The 24,673-nt window shown below is 71.3% G+C and carries 19 protein-coding genes; 13 read left to right on the forward strand and 6 right to left on the reverse strand.

Features of this window, described 5'->3' with window-relative positions:
- Positions 1–130: 130 nt before the first annotated feature.
- Together sucD and sucC are read right to left on the reverse strand one after the other, a co-directional pair.
- Positions 131–1,006, reverse strand: a complete 876-nt coding sequence (sucD, locus tag JFN87_RS10780) for a succinate--CoA ligase subunit alpha (RefSeq protein WP_209339765.1) — start codon at positions 1,004–1,006, stop codon at positions 131–133.
- 12 nt (positions 1,007–1,018) lie between these two features.
- Positions 1,019–2,152, reverse strand: coding sequence for an ADP-forming succinate--CoA ligase subunit beta (gene sucC / locus JFN87_RS10785; protein WP_209339766.1), 1,134 nt, complete (start codon positions 2,150–2,152; stop codon positions 1,019–1,021).
- 147 nt (positions 2,153–2,299) lie between these two features.
- Here sucC and JFN87_RS10790 point away from each other — a divergent pair, with 147 nt between their 5' ends.
- The 4 genes from JFN87_RS10790 to JFN87_RS10805 all read left to right on the forward strand — a co-directional run bounded on the left by JFN87_RS10790 (position 2,300) and on the right by JFN87_RS10805 (position 8,861).
- Positions 2,300–3,982: a thiamine pyrophosphate-binding protein gene (locus JFN87_RS10790; RefSeq protein WP_209339767.1), complete on the forward strand. Its 1,683-nt coding sequence runs from the start codon at positions 2,300–2,302 to the stop codon at positions 3,980–3,982.
- 13 nt (positions 3,983–3,995) lie between these two features.
- Positions 3,996–5,249, forward strand: coding sequence for a formyl-CoA transferase (gene frc / locus JFN87_RS10795; protein WP_209339768.1), 1,254 nt, complete (start codon positions 3,996–3,998; stop codon positions 5,247–5,249).
- Positions 5,249–7,399, forward strand: coding sequence for an acetate--CoA ligase family protein (locus tag JFN87_RS10800; RefSeq protein ID WP_209339769.1), 2,151 nt, complete (start codon positions 5,249–5,251; stop codon positions 7,397–7,399). The genes frc and JFN87_RS10800 overlap by 1 nt, the downstream gene beginning before the upstream one ends.
- Positions 7,400–7,463: 64 nt before the next feature.
- Complete coding sequence (locus tag JFN87_RS10805; protein WP_209339770.1) at positions 7,464–8,861, forward strand: OFA family MFS transporter; 1,398 nt, start codon at positions 7,464–7,466, stop codon at positions 8,859–8,861.
- A gap of 103 nt (positions 8,862–8,964) precedes the next feature.
- Here the strand turns inward: JFN87_RS10805 and JFN87_RS10810 are convergent, their stop codons facing one another.
- Together JFN87_RS10810 and JFN87_RS10815 are read right to left on the reverse strand one after the other, a co-directional pair.
- Complete coding sequence (locus JFN87_RS10810; RefSeq protein WP_209339771.1) at positions 8,965–9,642, reverse strand: GntR family transcriptional regulator; 678 nt, start codon at positions 9,640–9,642, stop codon at positions 8,965–8,967.
- A 68-nt stretch (positions 9,643–9,710) separates the two neighbouring features.
- Positions 9,711–10,658 carry a beta-ketoacyl-ACP synthase III gene (locus JFN87_RS10815; RefSeq protein WP_209339772.1) on the reverse strand — a complete coding sequence of 316 codons (948 nt, stop codon included), beginning with the start codon at positions 10,656–10,658 and terminating at the stop codon, positions 9,711–9,713.
- 337 nt (positions 10,659–10,995) lie between these two features.
- Between JFN87_RS10815 and JFN87_RS10820 the strand changes: the two genes are divergently transcribed.
- From JFN87_RS10820 to fdhD, 5 genes are all read left to right on the forward strand, one after another.
- Positions 10,996–11,982: a 2-dehydropantoate 2-reductase gene (locus JFN87_RS10820; RefSeq protein ID WP_209339773.1), complete on the forward strand. Its 987-nt coding sequence runs from the start codon at positions 10,996–10,998 to the stop codon at positions 11,980–11,982.
- Between the two features lie 199 nt (positions 11,983–12,181).
- Positions 12,182–14,107 (forward strand): molybdopterin oxidoreductase family protein, encoded by a 1,926-nt coding sequence (locus JFN87_RS10825; protein ID WP_209339774.1) that lies wholly within the window; start codon positions 12,182–12,184, stop codon positions 14,105–14,107.
- A 4-nt stretch (positions 14,108–14,111) separates the two neighbouring features.
- The gene (locus tag JFN87_RS10830; protein WP_209339775.1) at positions 14,112–16,022 is read left to right on the forward strand and encodes an NAD(P)H-dependent oxidoreductase subunit E; all 1,911 of its coding nucleotides are present in this window, start codon (positions 14,112–14,114) and stop codon (positions 16,020–16,022) included.
- Entirely contained in the window at positions 16,019–16,876 is an 858-nt protein-coding gene (locus tag JFN87_RS10835; RefSeq protein ID WP_209339776.1) for a 2Fe-2S iron-sulfur cluster-binding protein, read from the forward strand. Before JFN87_RS10830 ends, JFN87_RS10835 begins: the two co-directional genes overlap by 4 nt.
- A 45-nt stretch (positions 16,877–16,921) precedes the next feature.
- Entirely contained in the window at positions 16,922–17,761 is an 840-nt protein-coding gene (gene fdhD, locus JFN87_RS10840) for a formate dehydrogenase accessory sulfurtransferase FdhD (protein WP_209339777.1), read from the forward strand.
- Between the two features lie 254 nt (positions 17,762–18,015).
- Here the strand turns inward: fdhD and JFN87_RS10845 are convergent, their stop codons facing one another.
- Positions 18,016–19,086, reverse strand: coding sequence for a bile acid:sodium symporter family protein (locus JFN87_RS10845; RefSeq protein WP_209339778.1), 1,071 nt, complete (start codon positions 19,084–19,086; stop codon positions 18,016–18,018).
- Positions 19,087–19,230: 144 nt separating this feature from the next.
- On the opposite strand from JFN87_RS10845, the gene JFN87_RS10850 reads away from it, so the two are divergent.
- Entirely contained in the window at positions 19,231–20,112 is an 882-nt protein-coding gene (locus JFN87_RS10850) for a LysR family transcriptional regulator (RefSeq protein ID WP_209339779.1), read from the forward strand.
- Positions 20,113–20,143: 31 nt separating this feature from the next.
- Here the strand turns inward: JFN87_RS10850 and JFN87_RS10855 are convergent, their stop codons facing one another.
- A complete protein-coding gene (locus JFN87_RS10855; RefSeq protein WP_209339780.1) occupies positions 20,144–21,136 on the reverse strand; it encodes an Lrp/AsnC family transcriptional regulator in 993 nt (330 codons plus the stop codon).
- Between the two features lie 359 nt (positions 21,137–21,495).
- Here JFN87_RS10855 and JFN87_RS10860 point away from each other — a divergent pair, with 359 nt between their 5' ends.
- The 3 genes from JFN87_RS10860 (at position 21,496) to JFN87_RS10870 (ending at position 24,667) form a co-directional block, all read left to right on the forward strand.
- A complete protein-coding gene (locus tag JFN87_RS10860) occupies positions 21,496–23,319 on the forward strand; it encodes an AMP-dependent synthetase/ligase (RefSeq protein ID WP_209339781.1) in 1,824 nt (607 codons plus the stop codon).
- Between the two features lie 164 nt (positions 23,320–23,483).
- Positions 23,484–24,269: an aldo/keto reductase gene (locus tag JFN87_RS10865; protein ID WP_209339790.1), complete on the forward strand. Its 786-nt coding sequence runs from the start codon at positions 23,484–23,486 to the stop codon at positions 24,267–24,269.
- 92 nt (positions 24,270–24,361) lie between these two features.
- Positions 24,362–24,667, forward strand: a complete 306-nt coding sequence (locus tag JFN87_RS10870) for a 4a-hydroxytetrahydrobiopterin dehydratase (protein WP_209339782.1) — start codon at positions 24,362–24,364, stop codon at positions 24,665–24,667.
- The last annotated feature ends 6 nt before the right edge of the window (positions 24,668–24,673 follow it).

The raw sequence follows: 24,673 nt of genomic DNA on the forward strand, positions 1-24,673 counted from the left end.
GGGCGGGGGTGCATGGCCTGGTGGTGAGGGGGCGTGCGCAGCCGGGGCACGACCAAGGCGCGCGGCCAGGGCGGGCGACCGCCGAAGCGCGCGACCAGGGCGGGCGACCGCCAAGGCGCGCGCCCCGCGTTCAGAGGCGGTCGCGCACCAGGCGTGCCGTCTGCGACGGTGTGGAGCCGACCCGCACGCCGGCCTGCTCCAGCGCCTTCTGCTTTGCGTGCGCGGTGCCCGACGAGCCGGAGACGATGGCCCCCGCGTGGCCCATCGTCTTGCCCTCCGGCGCGGTGAAGCCGGCGATGTAGCCGACCACGGGCTTGGTGACGTGCTCGGCGATGTACGCGGCGGCGCGCTCCTCCGCGTCGCCGCCGATCTCGCCTATGAGCACGATGAGTTCGGTGTCCGGGTCGTCCTCGAACGCGGCCAGGCAGTCGATGTGCGTGGTGCCCACGACGGGGTCGCCACCGATGCCGACCGCGGTGGAGAAGCCGATCTCCCGCAGTTCGTACATCAGCTGGTAGGTGAGGGTGCCGGACTTCGACACGAGCCCGATGCGTCCGGCGTCGGGGGCGATGTCCTCGGGGATGATGCCGGCGTTGGACTGTCCGGGGCTGATCAGGCCCGGGCAGTTGGGGCCGATGATCCGCGTGCCGCGCTGCCCGGCGTAGCGGCGGAAGCGGACGGTGTCGTGGACGGGGACGCCCTCGGTGATCACGACGACGAGCGGGATGGACGCGTCGGCGGCCTCGGTGACGGCTGCCCTGGTGAACGGCGGTGGTACGAAGACGACGCTGACGTCGGCGCCGGTCGCCGCCATGCCCTCGGCCACCGAGCCGAAGACGGGCACGCCCGTCCCGTCGAAGTCCACGGTCCTGCCCGCCTTGCGCGGATTGACGCCGCCGACCACGTCGGTGCCCGCGGCCAGCATGCGCCGGGTGTGCTTCATGCCCTGGCCGCCGGTCATGCCCTGGACGAGGACCTTGCTCTGCTTGGTCAGGAAGATCGCCACGGTGTGTGCTCCTCAGTCGGCGTGGGCGAGTTCGGCGGCCCGGCGGGCGGCGCCGTCCATGGTCGTGGCCTGCTGGACCAGCGGGTGGGCACGGGCGTCGAGGATCTCCCGGCCGCGCGCCGCGTTGTTGCCGTCGAGCCGTACGACGAGCGGCTTGGTCAGCGCGACCGACTCCAGGGCGCGCACGATGCCCTCGGCGACGGCGTCGCAGGCGGTGATGCCGCCGAAGACGTTGACGAAGACGGACTTGACGGACGGGTCGGAGAGGACGACCGACAGGCCGTCGGCCATGACCTGCGCCGAGGCCCCACCGCCGATGTCGAGGAAGTCGGCCGGCCGCGCACCGCATCCGGCGACGACGTCGAGTGTGGACATCACGAGGCCCGCGCCGTTGCCAATGACGCCGACCTCGCCGTCCAGCTTGACGTAGTTGAGGCCGCGCTCGGCGGCCGCCGCCTCCAGCGGCTCGGCCGCCGGGTCCACGCCGGACTCGCCCCAACGCTCCTGGCGGAAGCGGGCGTTGTCGTCGAGGGTGACCTTCCCGTCGAGGGCGACGAGGTGCCCGTCGGCGGCCTGCACCAGCGGGTTGACCTCGACGAGCAGGGCGTCCTCCCGCACGAACACCTGCCACAGGGCGCGCAGTACGGGTGCGGCGGCGGCCGGCAGTCCGGCGGCGACGGCGATCTCCATGGCCTTGGCCTCGGTGACGCCCTCCTCGGGGTCGACGGGGATGCGTGCCACCGCCTCGGGGCGGTGTGCGGCGACCTCCTCGATCTCCATCCCGCCCTCGGCCGAGGCGATGGCGAGGAAGGTGCCGGCCGCGCGGTCGAGCACGTAGGAGACGTAGAACTCGCGGTCTATGTCCACCGTTTCGGCGACCATGACCTTGGCGACGGCGTGCCCCTTGATGTCCATGCCGAGTATCCGGCGCGCGGTCAGTTCGGCCTCGGCCGCGTCCGCCGCGAGTTTCACACCGCCGGCCTTGCCCCTGCCGCCGGTCTTCACCTGTGCCTTGACGACGACGCGGCCGCCGAGGCGGTCGGCCGCCTCGCGGGCCTCGCCCGGTGTGTGTGCCACTTCCGCGGCGGAGACGGGTACGCCGTGTCCGGCGAAGAGGTCCCTTGCCTGGTGTTCGTACAGATCCATGCCGCTCCTTTTTGAATCAAGTGCCGCACGCCCCCTGGACACCACCCCGCGGTTGCGGGATAACAAGGTTCATACAGTATTCGTAGACTGTATGCAATGTACCGGGAGCGCACAGCCGCGTTCGCTCACGAAGGGACACAACACCCCATGCCCGACGACAGCCAGGCACACATCTCCGGTGGTCACCTCGTCGCCAAGGCCCTCAAGGCGGAGGGGGTGGAGCGCGTCTACACCCTCTGCGGCGGCCACATCATCGACATCTACGACGGCTGCGTCGACGAGGGCATCGACATCGTCGACGTACGCCACGAGCAGGTCGCCGCCCACGCGGCGGACGGCTACGCGCGCGTCACCGGCAAGCCGGGCTGCGCGGTCGTCACCGCGGGCCCCGGCACCACCGACGCCGTCACGGGCGTCGCCAACGCCTTCAGGGCCGAGTCGCCCATGCTCCTCATCGGCGGCCAAGGCGCCCACACCCAGCACAAGATGGGGTCCCTGCAGGACCTCCCGCACGTCGACATGATGACGCCCATCACCAAGTTCGCCGCCACCGTGCCCGACACCGCGCGCGCCGCCGACATGGTCTCGATGGCCTTCCGCGAGTGCTACCACGGCGCCCCGGGGCCGTCGTTCCTGGAGATCCCGCGCGACGTGCTCGACGCCAAGGTGCCCGAGGACAGGGCCCGCGTGCCGCGTTCGGGGCAGTACCGCGCGTCCACGCGCACCGCGGGCGACCCCGAGGCGATCGAGAAGCTGGCCGACCTGCTCGTCGCGGCGGAGAAGCCGGCGATCCTGCTGGGCAGCCAGGTGTGGACGACCCGGGGCACCGACGACGCCATCGATCTCGTCCGCACGCTCAACGTGCCGGCATACGCGAACGGCGCGGCGCGCGGCTCCCTCCCGCCGGGCGATCCGCACCACTTCCAGCTCTCGCGCCGCTACGCGTTCGCCAACGCGGACGTCATCGTCATCGTCGGCACGCCCTTCGACTTCCGCATGGGGTACGGCAAGCGCCTCTCCCCCGGCGCGACGGTCGTCCAGATCGACCTGGACTACCGCACGGTCGGCAAGAACCGCGACGTCGACCTCGGCATCGTCGGCGACGCGGGCCTCGTCCTCAAGTCGGTGGCACAGGCGGCGAGCGGCCGCATCAACGGCGGGGCGGCCAGGCGCAAGGGGTGGCTCGACGAGCTGCGGGCCGTCGAGCAGGCGGCACTGGAGAAGAGGCTGCCGAACCTGCGTTCCGACGCCTCGCCCATCCACCCGTACCGGCTGGTCAGCGAGATCAACGACTTCCTGACCGAGGACTCGATCTACATCGGCGACGGCGGCGACATCGTCACGTTCTCCGGCCAGGTCGTCCAGCCCAAGTCGCCCGGCCACTGGATGGACCCGGGGCCGCTCGGCACGCTCGGCGTCGGCATCCCGTTCGTGCTCGCGGCCAAGCAGGCGCGGCCCGATCAGGAGGTCGTGGCGCTCTTCGGCGACGGCGCGTTCTCGCTGACCGGATGGGACTTCGAGACGCTGGTCCGCTACAAGCTGCCGTTCGTCGGGATCGTCGGCAACAACTCGTCGATGAACCAGATCCGTTACGGCCAGGCCGCCAAGTACGGCAAGGAACGCGAGCGCGTCGGCAACACGCTCGGCGACGTCCGCTACGACAAGTTCGCCCAGATGCTGGGCGGTTACGGCGAGGAGGTCAGGGACCCGGCGGACATCGCGCCCGCCCTGCGGCGCGCCAGGGAGTCCGGGCTGCCGTCGCTCATCAACGTGTGGGTCGATCCGGACGCCTACGCGCCCGGAACGATGAACCAGACCATGTACAAGTGAGGAGTCGAAAACCATGACCCAGGCAGTGGAAGCCCCGCACGCCGACCGGGCTCTGGCGGGCGTTCGCGTCCTCGACATGACCCATGTGCAGTCGGGTCCCTCCGCGACCCAGCTGCTCGCGTGGCTCGGCGCGGACGTGGTGAAGCTGGAGGCGCCGAAGGGTGACGTCACCCGGGGGCAGCTGCGCGACCTTCCCGACGTCGACTCGCTGTACTTCACGATGCTCAACTGCAACAAGCGCTCGATCACACTGAACACCAAGACGGAGCGCGGCAAGGAGCTCCTCACCGAGCTGATCCGCCGCTCGGACGTGCTGGTCGAGAACTTCGGCCCAGGCGCCGTCGATCGCATGGGGTTCACCTGGGAGCGCATCCAGGAGATCAACCCGCGGATCGTCTATGCCTCGATCAAGGGGTTCGGCGAGGGCCCGTACACCAACTTCAAGGCGTACGAGGTGGTCGCGCAGGCCATGGGCGGCTCCATGGCCACCACCGGCTTCGAGGAAGGGCCGCCCACGGCGACCGGCGCGCAGATCGGCGACTCCGGCACCGGCGTGCACCTGGTGGCCGCCATCCTGGCGGCGCTCTACCAGCGGCACTCGACGGGCCGCGGCCAGCGCGTCAACGTGGCGATGCAGCACGCGGTGCTGAACCTGTGCCGGGTGAAGCTGCGTGACCAGCAGCGCCTCGCACACGGCCCGCTGCGCGAGTACCCCAACGAGGACTTCGGCGAGGAGGTGCCGCGCAGCGGCAACGCGAGCGGCGGCGGCCAGCCCGGCTGGGCGGTGCGCTGCGCGCCGGGCGGCCCCAACGACTACGTGTACGTGATCGTGCAGCCGGTGGGGTGGGCCCCGATCACGGAGCTCATCGGCAGGCCCGAGCTGGCGGGCGACCCGGACTGGGCGACGCCAGAGGCGCGGCTGCCGAAGCTGGGCAAGATGTTCCAGCTGATCGAGGAGTGGTCCGCCACGCTCCCCAAGTGGGAGGTGCTGGGCAAGCTCAACGCACACAACATCCCGTGCGGGCCGATCCTGTCCACGAAGGAGATCATCGAGGACGCCTCGCTCGCCGCCAACGACATGGTCGTCGAGGTCCCGCATCCCACCAGGGGCTCCTTCACCACGGTCGGCAGCCCGCTGAAGCTGTCCGACTCCCCCGTCACCGTGACCGCGTCGCCCCTCCTCGGTGAGCACAACGCCGAGGTGTACGGCGAACTCGGTGTGAGTGGTGAGGAACTGAGCAGCCTCAAGACGAACGGAGTCATCTAGTGCCCCAGACGCAGCCGCACACGGGGAGCGCCCAGGCCGTGCGCGCCGTGCTGGACGCGGCGCTCGCCGAGGGCCGCACCGCGCTGACCGCGCCGGAGGGCAAGGCGATCGCCGACGCGTACGGCATTCCGACGCCCGCCGAGGCGCTCGCCGAGGCCTGCGACGACGCGGTGCGTATCGCGGACCGCATCGGGTTCCCCGTCGCGATGAAGATCGTCTCGCCCGACATCCTGCACAAGACCGACGCGGGCGGTGTGCGCATCGGGCTGAACTCGGCCGCCGAGGTGCGCGGCGCCTTCACATCGATCGTTTCCAACGCCAAGGCGTACGCGCCAGGCGCGCGCATCGACGGCGTACAGGTGCAGCAGATGGTGCCGGCCGGCACCGAGGTGCTCGTCGGCACGGTCACCGACCCGACGTTCGGCAAGATCGTGGCGTTCGGCCTCGGCGGTGTGCTGGTCGAAGTGATCAAGGACGTCACGTTCCGGCTCGCGCCGGCGACCGAGGACGACGCCCTGTCGATGCTCGACGGCATCAGGGCCGCTGAGGTGCTGCGCGGTGTGCGCGGCGGCGCGGCGGTGGACCGGGCGGCGCTGGCCGACCTGGTCGTGCGGGTGTCGCGGCTGGCGTCGGACTTCCCGGAGATCGCCGAGGTCGACCTCAACCCGGTGTTCGCGTCCGCGTCGGGCGTGATGGCGGCGGACGTGCGGATCCTGCTCACCGCACAAGCGCCGCCCGTACGCCGGAAGTTCACCAGGGAGCAGATACTCGCGTCGATGCGGCGGCTGATGGAGCCGTCCTCGATCGCGGTGATCGGCGCCTCCAACGAGCAGGGCAAGATCGGTAATTCGGTCATGCGCAACCTGATCGACGGCGGCTTCTCCGGGGAGATACACCCGGTGAACCCGAAGGCGGACGACATACTCGGCCGCAAGGCGTACCGGAGTGTCACGGACGTGCCGGGCGAGCCGGACGTGGCGGTGTTCGCGATCCCGGCGAAGTTCGTGCCGGCCGCGCTCGAAGAGGTCGGCCGCAAGGGCATACCCAACGCGGTGCTGATCCCCTCGGGCTTCGCGGAGACCGGGGAGCAGGCGCTCCAGGACGAGATCGTGGCGATCGCCGAGGAGCACGGCGTGCGGATGCTGGGGCCGAACATCTACGGCTACTACGCGACGTGGCAGGACCTGTGCGCCACGTTCTGCACGCCGTACGACGTGAAGGGCGGTGTGGCCCTCACCTCGCAGTCCGGCGGGATCGGGATGGCGATCCTCGGCTTCGCGCGCACCACGAAGACCGGTGTGTCCGCGATCGTGGGGCTCGGCAACAAGTCCGACCTGGACGAGGACGACCTGCTGACGTGGTTCGGCGAGGATCCGCACACCGAGTGCATCGCGATGCACCTGGAGGACCTCAAGGACGGCCGTGCGTTCGTCGAGGCGGCGAGGCAGACCGTCCCCAGGAAGCCGGTGGTGGTGCTCAAGGCGGGCCGTACGGCCGCGGGCGCGAGGGCGGCGGGATCGCACACCGGCGCGCTGGCGGGCGACGACGCGGTCTACGACGACATCCTGCGCCAGGCCGGTGTGATCAGGGCGCCCGGGCTGAACGACATGCTGGAGTACGCGCGGGCGCTGCCCGTGCTGCCGGCCCCCAAGGGGGACAACGTCGTCGTCATCACGGGGGCCGGCGGTTCCGGTGTGCTGCTGTCCGACGCGATCGTCGACAACGGGATGCGGTTGATGGCCATCCCGGACGACCTGGACGCGGCCTTCCGCAGGTTCATTCCGCCGTTCGGCGCGGCGGGCAACCCCGTCGACATCACGGGCGGCGAGCCGCCGTCGACGTACGAGAAGACGATCCGCCTCGGCCTCGAGGACCCGCGCATCCACGCGCTGGTGCTGGGCTACTGGCACACGATCGTCACCCCTCCGATGGTCTTCGCCGAGCTGACGGCCCGTGTCGTGGCGGAGCTGCGCGAGCGGGGCATCGAGAAGCCTGTCGTGGCGTCGCTCGCCGGCGACACGGAGGTGGAGGAGGCGTGCGCGTACCTCTTCCAGCACGGCGTGGTGGCCTACCCGTACACCACGGAGCGGCCGGTGGAGGTCCTGGGCGCCAAGTACCGGTGGGCCGGGGCCGCGGGGCTGCTCACCTGACCCGCTCGGAACGAAAGGTTTGGACAGGGGGCGCTGGCCAGTTCTTTCGAGACCAAGGGGAGTTATGAGCACCGATAGCGGAAGTTCCGCGGGCGGTACGGTGGCGTACCGGGAAGTGACGGACGCCAAGGGCCGCGTGTACCGGGTGGGCGAGTCGGACCGCGACATCCTGGGGCACTCGCGCAAGCTGATGGTGTACCTGCCGTGGGTCGCCATGATGTCGATCAGCGTGTCGGAGTACGCGTTCGGGTCGGCGGAGGACGTCCTGTCCCACGCGCACGGCTGGACCCAGAGCAACACGTTCTGGATCCTGAGCGTCTGGGTCTTCTTCCAGGCGGGGATCGCGTTCCCGGCCGGCTGGCTGCGTGAGAGGGGGAAGCTGCCCGCGAGGCGGGCCGTGTACATCGGGTCCGTGCTCTGCCTGATCAGCTTCATCGCCATCTCGCACGCCAGTAACGTCCTTGTGGCGATACTCGGGTTCGGCGTCGTCGGCGGTCTTGGTTCCGGCTTCGTCTACGCCACCTGCATCAACATGGTCGGCAAGTGGTTCCCGGAGCGGCGCGGCGCCAAGACCGGCTTCGTCAACGGCGGGTTCGCCTACGGATCGCTGCCGTTCATCTTCATCTTCAACTACGCGTTCGACACCGGGAACTACCACACCGTGCTGGACCTGATCGGGGTCTACGTGCTCATCGCGGTGGGGATCTGCGCCTGGTTCTTCAAGGACCCGCCGAAGAACTGGTGGCCCGAGGAGGTCGACCCGCTGAACTTCAGCGGCAACACGAAGAGCGCGCGCAGCCTGGCCAAGAACCCGCCTGCCGTGCGGCAGTTCACGCCCAAGGAGGCCGTGAGGACCGGCATGCTGCCACTGATGTGGATCACGGTGGTCATGACCGCCGGTGTGTCGATCTTCGGGATCTCCTTCCAGGTGGACTTCGCCAAGGAGATCGGTTTCGGGCCTCTCGTCGCCGCGACGTCGATGGGTGTCATGGCCGTCGTCAACGGCGTCGGGCGCGCGGTCGTCGGCTGGCTGTCCGACCTGTGGGGTCGCAAGCTGACCCTGTTCTTCGTCATCGTCGTCCTGGGCCTCGCCCAGTTCGGTGTGATCTGGGCCGGCTCCATGCACAGCGAGTGGCTGTTCCTGGTGTTCGCCTTCCTCTCCGGGTTCGGCGGCGGCGCCTTCTACCCGATGTTCGCGGCGCTGACCCCGGACTACTTCGGGGAGAACTACAACGCCACCAACTACGGGCTGGTCTACAGCGGGAAGCTGGTCAGCGGCCTGTTCGGCGGCGGCCTCGGAGCCATGGTGGTCGACGCGTGGGGGTACTACGGCGCGTACGCACTCGCCGGGGGCATCTCGATGGTGGCCGCGGCATTGGCGCTGCTGCTGAGGCAGCCGGGCCGGCCGCGGGCGAGCAAGCTCGTCGCCAATCCCCATCCGGTCAGCAGGGAGGCCGTCTGACCCTTCGGTCCGCGATCGCGCGGAGGCGGTCCTGCGTCCGGCTCGTGGTGAGCCGGGCGGAGGGCCGCCTCCGGCCGTACCCGCGTGCCGGTACGGCCGCAGGTCAGTTGTGGTCGCGGTGGTGGTACGTCGACCTGGTGTGTTCGGTGTGGGCCCGCATCACGGCCACCGCGCCGCTCTCGTCGTGGGCGGCGATCGCGGCGATCAGCTCGCGGTGCTCGATCCAGGACTGCTTGCCGCGCTGCCGCGCCACCGGGGTGTAGTACCAGCGGACCCGGCGGTCGACCTGGCCTGCCAGTTCGGCGAGCACGACGTTGCTCGCCATCGCCATCACCCGGGCGTGGAAGGCGGCGTTGACGGAGACGGCTAGGTCGACGTCGTCGTTCTCCACGGCCTGCTCGCCGCGCGCGCACAGCGCGTCGAGCTCGGCGATCCCCGCCTCGTCGGCCCCCGCCGCGGCGAGCCGCGCGGCCTCCGCCTCGAGCAGCGTGCGGACGGAGAGCAGCTGGTCGGCCTCTTCCTTGGTGGGCTCGTGGACGAACGCGCCCTGCGCGGGGCGCAGGTCGACCCATCCCTCGGTGTTGAGCCGCTGGAGCGCCTCGCGCACCGGCTGCCGCGACACACCGAGGTGGCCGGCGAGCTCGCTCTCCACGAGGTGCTGCCCGGGCCGCAGGGCACGGGTGATGATCAGTTCGAGCAGCGCCTCGTACACACGCTCGCGCAGCGGCCCGGGCCGCTCCAGCTTCGGCACCGTCCCGTGCGGCAGTCCTGCGGACAACATGGGCCCTCCCTACTCCGGCCGACCGCGACGCATTGGTTATCGTCTACAGTCTACCGGCGCTGATGATCTCACGGGCAGCGGATGACCTGGCCTGCGTAGGAGAGGTTGCCGCCGAAGCCGAAGAGCAGGGCCGGGGCACCCGAGGCGACCTCGCCCCTGGCGACGAGCTTGGACAGGGCCATCGGGATCGACGCGGCCGAGGTGTTGCCCGAATCGACGACGTCACGGGCGACGACGGCGTTCACGGCCCCGATCTTGCGGGCGACGGGCTCGACGATGCGCAGGTTCGCCTGGTGCAGCACCACCGCGCCGAGCTCCTCGGGCGCCACCCCGGCGCGCTCGCAGACCCGGCGGGCGATGGGCGGCAGCTCGGTGACGGCCCATCGGTAGACGGACTGCCCGTCCTGCGCGAACCGCGACGGCGTGCCCTCGATACGCACCGCGGTGCTCATCTCCGGTACGGAGCCCCAGAGCACGGGCCCGACACCCGCCTGCTCCCCGGGGCCCACGCTCTCCACGACGGCCGCGCCCGCGCCGTCGCCCATCAGGACGCAGGTGGAGCGGTCGGTCCAGTCGGCGATGGCCGTCATCTCGTCGGCTCCGATGACGAGCGCACGACTGGCCGCGCCCGCGCGCAGGGTGTGGTCCGCCATCGCGAGCGCGTGGGTGAAGCCCGCGCAGACGACATTGAGGTCGAGGACGGCGGGAGACGCCATGGAGAGTCTGGCCGCCACGCGCGCGGCCATGTTGGGTGACCTGTCGACGGCGGTCGACGTCGCGACCAGGACGAGGTCGATGTCCGCGGGCACGAGGCCGGCCGCGGCCAGCGCCTTGGCGCCGGCGTGCGCGGCCAGTTCGTCCACGGGTTCGTCAGGGCCCGCCACATACCGGGTCTTGATGCCGACACGACTGGTGATCCACTCGTCGCTGGTGTCGACCATGCCCGCCAAGTCTTCGTTGGTGAGCACCTTGGTGGGCTGGTAGTGCCCGAGCGCGGCGATGCGCGTGCCTGTCACGCGGGACCCCCCTTAGCTGTCGAGGCTGGATCCTCCAGTCTCGTCAGCGACTCGCCGGTACGAAGACAGGTGAACCGACAGGATTCCGCCGCGCCGCTTGGAGAGACCGTCTCATCACGGCCGCGATCGGGATCAACGCTTGAACAGCTGTTTGCCTGTGCGTTCGAGTGCGTGGACACCTTAACCGCGTCGCGCAAAGAAATGAGCAAGGAGCCGACGGATGTCTTGTCGGCGTCAAACCCATACTGTAGACAGTATACCGTCGGCTCGAAAGTCGGCAGGATCCGGAGTGTGACGCTTCTCTCGGTCTCCCCTCATACCGAACGGAGAGCCCCACGTGAAAGTCGCAGTGGTGGGCGCCGGAGCCATCGGCGCCTACGTAGGAGCGGCGCTCGACAGAGCGGGCGCCGACGTCCATCTGATCGCCCGTGGACCGCACCTCGCGGCCATGAGGCAGCACGGAGTACAGGTACTCAGTCCGCGCGGGGACTTCACCGCGCACGTCCACGCGACGGACCGGCCGTCGGACGTGGGCCCCGTCGACTACGTCTTCCTCGGCCTGAAGGCGAACTCCTATGCGGCGTGCGGGCCGCTGGTGGAGCCCCTGGTCAAGGAGTCCACGGCGCTGGTCGCCGCGCAGAACGGCATCCCCTGGTGGTACTTCCACGGCCACGGCGGGCCGCACGACGGCCGCACGGTCGAGAGCGTCGACCCGGGCGGCTCGGTCAGCGCCGTGCTGCCGCCGGGGCGCGCCGTGGGGTGCGTCGTCTACGCGGCGACGGAACTCGCGGCGCCCGGCGTCGTCAGGCACCTGGAGGGGACGAGGTTCTCCATCGGCGAGCCCGACCGCTCGGTGTCCAGGCGATGCCTCGACTTCAGCGACGCGATGCGCGCCGGCGGGCTCAAGTGCCCGGTGGAGGCCGAGTTGCGCGAGGACATCTGGATCAAACTGCTCGGCAACATCTCCTTCAACCCGATCAGCGCACTGACCCGCGCGACCATGCGCGAGATGTGCCTGCACCGCTCCACGCGCGAGGTCATCGAGACGATGATGGCCGAGACGCTCGCCGTCGCCCGGTCACTCGGCTGCCGTCCCGGCATCTCCATCGAGCGCAGGCTCGCGGGGGCCGAACGCGTCGGCGACCACCGCACGTCCACACTCCAGGACCTGGAGAAGGGCAAGCCGCTCGAACTCGACGTGCTGCTGGCCGCCGTGGTCGAACTCGCCGGCGTGACCGGCGTACCGGTGCCGACCCTGCGGACCGTGGCGGCAATCTCCGATCTGCTCGCCCGCGGCACGGCGGCACCGGCCGCCGCGGCCTGAACCGCACCGCACGACACACCGCACCACACCGCACCACCGCACCACCTCACCCACCGAGAACACACACCGATCCGGATGGCCGGCGGCCGCCACCGTGCGTCCGCCACAAACCCCGGTACGCGGGCTTCCGTTGAGCCCCTGGGCAACGAATACTGTATGCAATGGGGCGGACCGCCGGCCATCACCCGAGGAGCGCACCGTGCCGAAACGAGAGCGCACACCGACGACGTACAGCCGCATCACCCAGCCGATGGTGCGGGACGAGAAGGGCGGCCCGCTGCGCGCGGCCGGCTGGGACGAGGCACTCGACCGCGCGGCACGCGGCCTCGCCGCCGCCCGTGGCGCGTTCGGGATGTTCTCCTGCTCGCGCGCGACGAACGAGATGAACTACGTGGCACAGAAGTTCACCCGCGTGGTGATGGGCACCAACAACGTGGACTCGTGCAACAGGACCTGCCACGCGCCGAGCGTCGCCGGGCTCGCCGCGGCCTTCGGCTCCGGCGGCGGCACGTCCTCCTACGAGGAGGTCGAGCACACCGACGTCGTCCTGATGTGGGGCTCCAACGCGCGCTTCGCGCACCCGATCTTCTTCCAGCACGTGCTCAAGGGCATCAGGAACGGCGCGCGGATGTACGCGGTCGACCCCCGGCGCACGTCCACCGCCGAGTGGGCGGAGAGCTGGCTCGGTCTCAACGTCGGGACGGACATCCCGATGGCGCACGCCATCGCCCGCGAGATCATCCACGCCGGCCTGCACAACGAGGCGTTCGTGGAGCGGGCGACCACCGGATTCGCCGAGTACGCGGCCGAGGTCGAACCCTGGACGCTGGAGGCGGCCGAGCGGGTCACCGGCGTGCCGGCCGCGGCCGTCCGCGAGGTGGCCCACGCCTACGCGCGCGCCGAACGCGCCCAGCTGTGCTGGACGCTGGGCATCACCGAGCACCACAACGGCACCGACAACGTCCGCGCCCTGATCAACCTGGCGCTGCTGACGGGCCACGTCGGCAGGTACGGCTCGGGCGTCCAGCCCCTGCGCGGCCAGAACAACGTGCAGGGCGGCGGCGACATGGGCGCCATCCCCGACCGCCTGCCCGGGTTCCAGGACATCCTGGAGGACGGTGTGCGGCGGAAGTTCGAGACCGCCTGGGACACCGTCATCCAGCCGCGCCAGGGCCTGAACCTGACGAAGATGTTCGAGGCCATGGAGTCGGGCGAGCTGCGTGCGGTGTACTGCGTCGGCGAGAACCCCGCACAGTCCGAGGCCGACAGCGAGCAGGCCGTCGAGCGGCTGAGGCGGCTCGACTGCCTGGTGGTCCAGGACATCTTCATGACGAAGACCGCCGAACTGGCCGACGTGGTGCTGCCGGCGACGGCCGCCTGGTGCGAGAGCTCGGGCACCACCACCAACAGCGAGCGCCGCGTGCAACTCGTCCGCAAGGCCGTCGACCCGCCGGACGGGGCACGCGACGACATCGACATCATCTGCGACCTGGCGACGCGCCTCGGGCATCCGTGGAAGTACGCCGACGCCGAGTCCGTCTGGGACGAACTGCGCTCCCTCTCCCCGCAGCACCACGGCATGACCTACGAGCGGCTGCGCGACAACCAGGGCATCCAGTGGCCGTGTCCCGACCTCGACCGGATCGGCCCCGGCTTCCTGCACGGCCGGCTGTGGGCGGACGACCCGGACGAGCGGGGCAGGCGCGCACCGTTCGGGATCGTCCGGCACGACCCTCCGGTGGACGAGACGGATGACAGGTTCCCGCTGAGGCTGACCACGGGCCGCCGCCTCGACTCGTACAACACCGGTGTGCAGAGCGGGAGTTATGCCTCGCCCCTGCGCCGGGGCGAGTACGTGGAGCTGTGCCCCGAGGACGCGGAGCGCTACGGCGTGCGGGCGGGCGAGCGCGTGCGGGTCGCCTCGCGCCGCGGCGAGGTCGAGGCGCCGGTATGGATCGACCCGGCGCTGCGGCCCGGGCTCGCGTTCATGGCGATGCACTTCCCCGACGAGGTGGACACCAACAAGCTGACCATCGAGGCCAACGACCCGATCGCCGGGACCGCCGAGTTCAAGGCGTCGGCGATCAGGATCGAGCGCCTCACCCGACCGGCCGTGGGGAGCTGACCGCATGGATCTGCGATTCGGGGAGTCCGAGCCTACGGACGAGGAGCGCGCCGCCGTCGACGCGCTCCTCGGGCCGCCCGCCTCCTCCTGGGAGGGCGCCCACGAGCGCACGGACGGCGACCTGCGCTGGGCACGCGGCGGCCGGGAGGCACGCGACCGCCGGGACCTGCTGCTGCCTGGGCTGCACGCCGTGAACGACCGGGTTGGCTGGATCAGCGAGGGCGCCCTCGCCTACCTGTGCAGGCGGCTGACGGTGCCGCCCGCCGAGGCGTACGGCGTGGCCACGTTCTACGCGATGTTCGCGATGAAGCCGCGGCCGCGGAAGGTCGTGCACGTGTGCACCGACCTCGCGTGCATGGCCCGCGGCGCGGCGGCGCTGCGCGCGGGCGTCGAGGAGCGTCTCGGCTCGCCGGGCGGCGACTCGGACGGCGTGACGTGGCAGGAGGCTCCCTGCCTCGGCCTGTGCGAGCGTGCGCCCGCCGCCCTGGTGGTGCGTGCGGGCCCGGGTGGCCCGGAGGACACCCGCTCGGCGGACGCGGACCAAGCGACCGCGACCGCGGACGGCGCCGGCGCGCCGCCGTACACGACCGCCGTCGTCGCGCCGGCCACCGCGGAGAGCGTGGTGAGCGGCGCACAGGCGCCGGACGACGCGCCCGCCGAGCCCTCGGCCGGGTTCGCGGTTCCGCAGGCCGGGCAGCCAGGACTGACTCTGCTGCGCAGGGTCGGGGTCGTCGATCCGCGCAGCCTCGACGACTACCGGCGCCACGGCGGGTACGCGGCGCTGCGCCGCGCGTTCGCGATGGGACCTGCGCGGGTCATCAGGGAGGTCACGGACGCGGGCCTCGTCGGGCGCGGCGGCGCCGCCTTCCCCACAGGACGCAAGTGGGGGGCCACGGCCGCCCAGCCGGACCATCCGCACTACCTGGTGTGCAACGCCGACGAGTCGGAGCCCGGCACGTTCAAGGACCGGGTCCTGATGGAGGGCGACCCGTACTCCCTGGTCGAGGCGATGACCATCGCGGGCTACGCCGTCGGCGCCCACAAGGGCTACCTGTACCTGCGCGGCGAGTATCCGCGCTCGCTCACGCTGCTGACGCACGCGATCGGCCAGGCGCGGGCGCGCGGCCTGCTCGGCGACGACGTGCTCGGCCAGGGGTACGCGTTCGACATCGAGGTACGGCGCGGCGCCGGCGCGTACATCTGCGGTGAGGAGACCGCGCTGTTCAACTCCATCGAGGGCAGGCGCGGCGAGCCGCGCTCCAAGCCGCCGTTCCCGGTGGAGGAGGGGCTGTTCGGCAAGCCGACCGCGGAGAACAACGTCGAGACGCTGGTCAACGTCCTGCCGATCCTTCAGGAAGGGGCCGAACACTTCGCGTCGATCGGCGGCGGCCTCTCCACCGGGCCCAAGCTGTTCTGCGTGTCGGGCAGCGTCGGCAGGCCCGGCGTCTACGAGCTGCCGTTCGGCGCCACGCTCGGCGAGCTGCTCGACCTGGCGCAGGCGTCGCCGCGCGCCAGGGCCGTCCTGCTCGGCGGCGCGGCCGGGGGCTTCGTACGCCCGGACGAGCGGAACATCCCGCTCACCTTCGAGGGCACCCGCGAGGCGGGGACGACGCTCGGCTCCGGGGTGGTGCTCGTCCTCGACGACACGGTCGCCCTGCCGAGGGTGCTGCTGCGCATCGCGGAGTTCTTCCGCGACGAGTCGTGCGGCCAGTGCGTCCCCTGCCGGATCGGCACGGTCCGCCAGGAGGAGGCGCTGCGCCGGATCGAGGGCCGTACGGGCGCGGCCGCTGCGGACGACGTCGCGCTGCTGCGCGAGGTGGGGCGGGCCATGCGGGACGCCTCGATCTGCGGTCTCGGGCAGACCGCGTGGAACGCCGTGGAATCCGCCATCGACCGTCTGGGGGCCTACTCATGACCGCCGTACCGCTCGGACCGCCGCGCAGGCTCGTGGAGTTCACCCTCGACGGCGAGCCGGCCAGGGTGCCGGAGGGAGCCACGATCCTGGACGCCTGCCGGGCCGCGGGCAAGGACGTGCCGACGCTGTGCGAGGGCGACACGCTCACGCCGAAGAACGCGTGCCGGGTGTGCGTGGTGGAGGTCGAGGGCGGGCGGACGCTCGCACCGGCCTGCTCGCGCCGCGCCGAGCCCGGCATGGAGGTGCACACCGGCACGGAGCGCGCCCGGCACAGCCGCAAGGTGGTGCTCGAACTGCTGGCGTCCGCCACGGACCTGTCGACTACGCCCCGCGCCGCCGAGTGGCTGGAGGAGTACGGCGCCGACCCCATGCGCTACGGCCCTGAGGCGGCCAGGCTGGGCGAGGAGCCGAAGGTCGACAACGACCTCTACGTCCGCGACTACGACAAGTGCATCCAGTGCTACAAGTGCGTGGACGCGTGCGGCGACCAGTGGCAGAACTCGTTCGCCATCTCCATCGCCGGTCGCGGCTTCGACGCCCGGGTCTCCACGGAGCACGACGCGCCGCTCACGGACTCGGCGTGCGTCTACTGCGGCAACTGCATCGAGGTGTGCCCGACGGGCGCGCTGAGCTTCAAGTCGGAGTTCGACATGCGGGAGGCGGGTACCTGGCAGGAGTCCGCGCAGACACGGACGACGACCGTCTGCGCGTACTGCGGGGTGGGCTGCAACGTCACGCTCCACGTGCAGGACAACGAGATCGTGAAGGTCACGTCCCCGCACGACAATCCGGTCACACATGGCAACCTGTGCATCAAGGGCCGCTTCGGCTACCAGCACGTACAGCAGCGCTGACGCGGCTCAAGGCGGCATGGCGCGAACACGAGTAGGACTGATCACATGGGACGGGTCACCGAACGCCGACGCACGATACGGATCAGGAACGGGGACGTCAGCACCCGCCCCGACACCCTGGTGTCGGAGGAGCCCCTGGAGATCCGGCTGAACGGCAGGCCGCTCGCCATCACCATGCGCACGCCCGGTGACGACTTCGCGCTCGCCGCCGGGTTCCTCGTCAGCGAGGGGGTGCTCGCCTCGGCCTCCGACGTGCGGTCGATCGTGTACTGCGCGGGCGCCAAGGAGGACGGGCAGAACACGTACAACGTCGTCGACGTGCAGCTCGCGCCCGGCGTGCCCGTCCCCGACATCACGCTGGAGCGCAACGTCTACACGACGTCCTCCTGCGGGCTGTGCGGCAAGGCGAGCCTGGACGCGGTCCGCACGACGGCGCGTTTCCCGATCGCCGACACGCCGCGCGTGAGGGTCGAGCCCGAGCTCCTGGCGTCCCTTCCTGACCGGCTGCGGGCGGCGCAGCAGGTCTTCGAGCGGACCGGCGGCCTGCACGCGGCGGCGCTGTTCTCCGAGTCGGGCGAGATGCTGGACATCCGGGAGGACGTCGGCCGGCACAACGCCGTCGACAAACTCGTCGGGCGCGCGCTGCGCGAGGGCGGGCTGCCGCTGTCGCGGGCGATCCTGCTCGTGTCGGGGCGCGCCTCCTTCGAGCTGGCGCAGAAGGCCGTGATGGCGGGCATCCCGGTGCTCGCCGCGGTGTCGGCGCCGTCGTCGCTCGCGGTGGACCTGGCGGCCGAGTCGGGGCTCACGCTGGTGGGCTTCCTGCGCGGCCCTTCCATGAACGTGTACGCGGGCGACGAACGGATCGCCCTCCACACCGGGGTGTGACGCGCCTCGCGTCACGGGAGGAGGCCCGGCCGGCGGGGAGCGCCCCCTGCGCCGGCCGGGCCTTTCCGTGCGGGGGCCGCGCTGCCGCCCGATACCACCGGGCGGCGGTCGCGGGGGTCCGGCCGACGACTCGGCCGGCAACCGGGCAAGTGGCCCAGCCACTGGGCACGTCGGCGATCCGGGCCGGCGGTCCAGCCGCCGGGACGGGCCGACAGTCCGGACGAGCCGCCCGATCGGCGCGGCGGTCATGGGGCTCAGCGGCCCGCGCGGGTCGTTTCCGTCGCCTCCTCGTGCCTGGCCGGGCGCACCGAGCCGCCGACCAGGAGCGTGTGCTGCTCGGGGTCGCGTGCCTCGGGGTCGCGGGAGCGGCGCTTCGCGATCACCGCGCACACCATCAGCTGCATCTGGTGGAAGAGCATCAGCGGCAGCACCGCGAGGCCGGCCTGTGCCCCGAACAGCACGCTGGCCATGGGCAGCCCGGCCGCGAGGCTCTTCTTCGACCCGGCGAACTGGATCGCGATCCTGTCGTCCCTCGTGAAGCCGAGCCGCCGCGCGCCCTGCCACGTCAGCACGAGCATGACGGCGAGCAGCACCGCCTCGACGGCGAGCAGCTCCAGCAGGCGCACCGCCGTCACCTGGTGCCAGATGCCCGCGACCACGCCCTCGCTGAACGCCGTGTAGACGACCAGCAGGATCGAGCCGCGGTCGACGATCTTCAGGGGCTTCTTGCGCCGCCGCACGAATCCGCCGATCCAGCGGCGCAGCAGCTGGCCCGCGAGGAACGGCACGAGCAGTTGCAGCACGATCTTGAGGACCGAGTCGGCGGAGAAGCCGACGGAGCCACCGCCGATCAGCGCGGCGGCGAGCAGCGGTGTGACGACGATGCCGGCGAGGCTGGAGAACGAGCCCGCCACGATCGCCGCCGGCACGTTGCCGCGCGCGATGGAGGTGAAGGCGATCGAGGACTGGATGGTCGACGGCACGAGACACAGGAACAGCAGGCCGTGGTAGAGCTGCGGCGTCAGCAGGAAGGGCACGAGCCGGCCCGCGACCAGCCCGAGCAGCGGGAAGACGACGAACGTGCACGCGAGGACGGTCAGGTGGAGCCGCCAGTGCCGCAGGCCGTCCAGCGCCTCGCGGGTGGACAGGCGCGCGCCGTAGAGGAAGAAGAGCAGGGCCACCGCCCCGGTCGAGCAGCCGCTCGCGACATCGGCCGCCCTGCCCGAGGCGGGCAGCAGCGCCGCGAGGGCCACCACTGAGACGAGCGCGAGGATGAAGGGGTCGATCGGCAGCCAGGACGGCAGGTGCGGGGTGCGGCGGTTCATGCGCTCCACTTCCGGTACGGATCGTGCCTCTCCATGATCCGCGCCGGGCGCATGATCGGGAATCCGGTGTACCGCTCTGACTGACATCACGAACCGCGATGGCCCGGGGCCGCGTGGGGGATGGTGGCCGAATAGCCTGGTCCCGTGTACGACCCCGCACAGCTGCGCACCTTCCTGGCCGTCGCGCAGACGCTGAGCTTCACCCAGGCCGCGCGGCGTCTCGGGCTTCGGCAGTCGACCGTGAGCCAGCATGTGCGGCGTCTCGAGGCGGCGACGGGGCGGCTGCTGTTCACCCGGGACACGCACAGCGTGGAGCTGACCGAGGACGGCGAGGCGATGCTCGGCTTCGCGTCGACGATCCTCGCGGCGCACGAGCGCGCGGCCGAGTTCTTCGCCGGGACGCGGCTGCGTGGCAGGCTCAGGGTGGGCGTGTCGGAGGACTTCGTGCTCACCCGCATGCCGGAGATCCTGGAGACGTTCCGCGGTGAGCATCCGGAGGTCGACCTGGAGCTCACCGTGGAGCTGTCCGGCATCCTCTACGAGCAGCTGGCCTCGGGCCGCCTGGATCTGGTGCTGGCGAAGCGGCGGACGGGCGAGACGCACGGGGACCTGGTGTGGCGCTCGTCCCTGTGCTGGATCGCGACGCCCCGGCTGCGGGTCGACGCGGAGCGCCCGCTTCCGCTGATCCTCTTCCCGCCGCCCGCCATCACCAGGGCGCGTGCCCTCGACGCCCTGGAGCGCGCCGGCCGCCCGTGGCGCATCGCCTGCACGAGTTCGAGCCTGAGCGGGTTGATCGCCGCCGCCCGCGCGGGGCTCGGCGTGATGGCGCACACCAGAGGTCTTGTGCCGCCCGGGCTCGTGCCCGTCCCGGCGCGGGCCGACCTGCCCGATCTGGGCGGGGTGGACTTCGTCCTGCTCAGGCCGGAATCCGCGCGTCCGTCCGCCGCGAGCGCCGCGGCGGACGCGCTCGCCAAGGCGATCCTGACCGGCGGCGACCGGCTGCACCGCCCGGCGGGCGGGCTCTGAGCGCCCGTCCGGCGCTGCGGGTGCGGGGCTGTTACGTGTGCTGCTTGACGTTGCGCAGCACCGGCGAGACCTCGACCCGCTGGACGCCGTCGAGCCGCCCGAGTGACTCGTTCAGGTAGCGGTAGACGGCGGCGCTGTCCCGGCAGACGATCACGGCGACCAGGTTGCTCTCCCCGGTCGTGGCCATGGCGGCGGCCACCTCGGGCTGGCGCGCGAGCGCCCGTCCCAGCGTCTCCAGCGCGCGGGGCTCCGCGGTGATCCACAGGATGGCGCGGGCCGCGTAGCCGAGGGCCTCGGTGGAGAACTCCACGTCGAGGAAGAGGGCGCGGGAGCGCAGCAGCCGGTCCAGCCTGCGGCGCGTGGCCGACTCGGTGCCGCCCGTCGCCGCCGCGAGGTCGGCGATGCTCGTCCTGCCGTCCCTTTCCAGGGCGCGCAGGAGCGGCTCGTCCCCGGGCACCGGCAGGCCGCCGCCGTCGGGTTCGTCCTCGTCGTGCTCCTGGTGCGTCCAGGACGGGGTGAGGGCCGCGATCTGGGTGGCGTCGAGGGCCTTGTCCCTGCCGAAGTCCTTGCCGAACCAGCTGGCGGGGCCGCCGAAGAACCGGTGCAGCAGCTGATGGGCCCTGATGTCGGTGACGCTCGGCGTGCGCGGGAGCTTGCCCAGGATCAGCTCGTCGTGGTCGCCCGCACTGGAGAACGCCGTGCTGCACACGATCTCCGTACCCGCCGAGGTGAGCCCGATCCAGCTGGTGTCGGGGCGCTGGGCCAGCGCGCGGGCGACGGCCTCGGCCGCGTCCGGCTTGACCCGCAGCTTGAGCATCCAGTTGTCGCGGTCGCGCATCTCAGCGTCTCGCACACCGACGACGCGCAGGCCCACCGCGGTGCGCAGCCGCCGGAAGCGGCGGGCGATCGTCTGGTCGGAGACGCCGAGTACGGAGGCGATCCTGCTGAACGGGGCGCGCCCGTCGATCTCCAGGGCGTGCACCAGCCGGAAGTCCAGCTCGTCGATCGCGTCGCGTTCCGTCACCGTCGTGCCCGTCCGTGTCGGTTTCCGGCGCCTGTGCGGCCGGGGGCGCGGGAAACCGCGGCCCAGGTGATCGTACGGGGGCGGGGCGGCGCGAGGCGCGCGGTGGCTCCGCGGGCGGACCTGGGGCGAACCTGGGGCGGACCGGGGGCGGTAAGCGCCCGGTACGGATTCGGTGGAGATTCCCTCGCCCGGTACCCACCCTTCAGGCAGAAATCTGTCCGCGCGCGGCCGGAATGGGCGTTTTTCGGCCGCGCGTGTGTGGTGTTCACGCCCGTTCAGACCGTCAAGACGCCCGCTTCCCTCCGTTTTCCGTGGGGTAGCGTCGCGACGCTGTGCGGAGCACGACAAGGAGCAAGTCAGTGCGCGAGTTCACCGTCCCCCCTCTCGTGGCAGCCGCCTCGTCCGGTGGCCTCGCCGACCCCGTGTTCGATCATGCCCGTGACCATCCGGACCGTGTGGCGCTCGGCCGCAAGAACGCGCGGGGCGAGTGGCTCGATATCAGCGCCGCGCAGTTCCGCGACGAGGTGGTCGCGGTCGCCAAGGGGCTGCTCTCGGAGGGCATCCGGTTCGGCGACCGGGTGGGGATCATGTGCAGGACGCGGTACGAGTGGACGATCGTCGACTTCGCCCTGTGGACCATCGGCGCCCAGTCCGTGCCGCTCTACCCGACGTCGTCGGCTGAGCAGGTGCTGTGGATGCTGTACGACTCCGAGGCCACCGCCTGCCTGGTCGAGCACGAGGACCACGCCATGACCATCGGCTCCGTCATCGACCGGCTGCCCAAGCTGAAGCGGCTGTGGCAGCTGGACAAGGGCGCGATGGAGCACCTGCTCACCGCGGGCAGCCATATAGGCGACGACGTCGTGGAGCGGCACCGCGCGGCGGTGACGCCCGAGTCCTGTGCGTCGGTCATCTACACGTCGGGCACCACGGGCCGCCCCAAGGGATGCGTGCTCACCCACGCCAACTTCATGTTCGAGACGGACACCGTGGTCGAGCGGTACGAGCGGGTCTTCCACTCACGCCCGAACGACCAGGCGTCCACGCTGCTGTTCCTCCCGCTGAGCCATGTGTTCGGGCGGATGGTGGAGGTCGCCGCCGTGCGCGGCGGCGTCAAACTCGGGCACCAGCCCGAACTGCGGGCGAGCGCGCTGCTGCCCGACCTGGCCGCGTTCCGCCCCTCGTTCATCCTCGCGGTGCCGTACATCTTCGAGAAGGTCTACGGCGCGGCACGGCGCAAGGCCGAGCGCGAGGGCAAGGCGGCACCGTTCGACAAGGCCGTGGACGTGGCCGTGCGGTACGCCGAGGCCATGGAGGACAAGGCGTTCGGCACGGGACCCGGGCCCTCGGCGGCGCTGCGCCTGCAGCACCAGTTCTTCGACAAGGCCGTGTACGGCAAGGTGCGCGCGGCGATGGGCGGCAGGGTGCGGCACGCCATGTCGGGCGGTTCCGGCATGGACCGCAGGCTCGGCCTCTTCTTCGCGGGCGCCGGCGTCACCATCTACGAGGGGTACGGACTGACGGAGTCGTGTGCCGCCGCCACCGCCAACCCGCCCGAGCGCACGCGCTACGGCACCGTCGGCGTGCCGGTGCCCGGTTCGACCGTGCACATCGCGCAGGACGGCGAGGTGTGGCTCCAGGGCGACAACGTCTTCGCCGGCTACCTCGGCGACAAGAAGGCGACCGACGCGACCCTCTACGACGGCTGGCTCGCCACCGGCGACCTGGGCTCGCTCGACGAGGACGGCTACCTCACCATCACGGGCCGCAAGAAGGAGATCCTGGTCACCTCGGGCGGCAAGAGCGTCTCCCCCACCGCACTCGAGGAGCGGGTGCGCGCCCATCCGCTGGTCGGCCAGTGCATCGTGGTCGGCAACGACCGCCCGTACGTCGCCGCCCTGGTGACCCTGGACCAGGAGGCCGTGGAGCACTGGCTGTCCGTGCAGGGCAAGCGGCCGCTGAAGGCGGCCGAGCTGGTGCGCGACTCGGATCTGGAGACGGAGATCAGACGCGCGGTGGTCGCCGCCAACACGGCGGTGTCGCAGGCCGAGTCGATCCGCACGTTCCGGATACTCGCGCACCCGTTCAGCGAGGAGCACGGCCTGCTCACGCCCTCGCTGAAGCTGAAGCGCAAGGCCATCGAGACGGCTTACACGACGGAGGTCGAGGCACTCTACGGGTGAGGCGCCGGCCACACCGCGCGCGCGGGGAATGCGGCGCCGGCCGCGGTCGTTGCGGTGACGGGGTGTGTCCGTCACACCCTCGACAGACAAATCGCCTGAAACGTAAGGATCGACACCGCGTGAGCAGCAAGGTCCCGTCCCTCACACTCAACAACGGCATCGAGATGCCGCAGCTCGGCTTCGGCGTCTGGCAGGTGCCGGACAGCGAGGCCACGGCCGTCGTCAGCACCGCGATCGAGGCCGGCTACCGCTCCATCGACACCGCCGCGGCCTACGGCAACGAGGCGGGCACGGGCAAGGCCATCGCCGCCTCGGGCATCGCGCGCGAGGACTTCTTCGTCACCACCAAGCTGCAGAACCCGGACCAGGGACACGAGTCGACGCTGCGGGCCTTCGACGCCTCGCTCGAGCGGCTCGGCCTCGACTACGTCGACCTCTACCTGATCCACTGGCCGACGCCCGCCAGGGGCCTGTACGTCGAGACGTACAAGGCGTTCGAGAAGATCCTCGCGGATGGCCGCGCCCGCTCCATCGGCGTCTCCAACTTCCTGCCCGAGCACCTGGACGCGCTGGCCCGCGAGACGTCCGTGGTGCCGGCCGTCAACCAGATCGAGCTGCACCCGCAGTTCCAGCAGGGCCAGGCGCGCGCGGAGCACGCCTCCCGCTCCATCGTCACCGAGGCGTGGTCGCCGCTCGGCCAGGGCAAGGGCCTGCTCGAAGTGCCGACGGTCGCGGCGGTGGCGCACAAGCACGGCAGGACGCCCGCGCAGGTCGTGCTGCGCTGGCACCTCCAGCTCGGCAACGTGGTCATCCCCAAGTCGGTGACGCCCTCGCGCATCCGGGAGAACATCGACGTCTTCGGGTTCGACCTCGACGACGACGACCTGGCGGCCTTCGCCGCGCTCGACGAGGGCCGGCGGCTGGGCGGCAACCCGGCCGAGGTCAACTGACCCGGGGGCGGGGCGGGTGTCCCTGACGGGCCCGTCCCGCCGCCCGCGCGTAGGGTGGGGAAGGGCCCTGGACGCGGACGAGGGAGACCACCATGGCGACGCAGGCGCTTGCCGAGGACGCGGTGCGCGAGCGGCTGCGGGAGCTGCCCGGCTGGTCGCTCGGCGAGGACGGCATCAGCCGCGCCTACCGGCTCGGCTCGCACTTCGCCGCGACCGCGATGGTCGTGCACATCGCCCAGCTCCAGGAGGAGCTGAACCACCACTCCGAGCTCACGCTGGGCTACAACACCGTGTCGCTCACCGTCTCCACCCACGACGCGGGCGGCGCGGTCACCGAGAAGGACATCGAGCTGGCCCGGAGGGTCGAGGCGGCGGCGCCCGGCCACGGCGCGAACTGACACCCG

Origin of the sequence: Streptomyces montanisoli (genome assembly GCF_017813245.1) — a bacterium.
GTDB classification, from domain to species: Bacteria; Actinomycetota; Actinomycetes; order Streptomycetales; family Streptomycetaceae; genus Streptomyces; species Streptomyces montanisoli.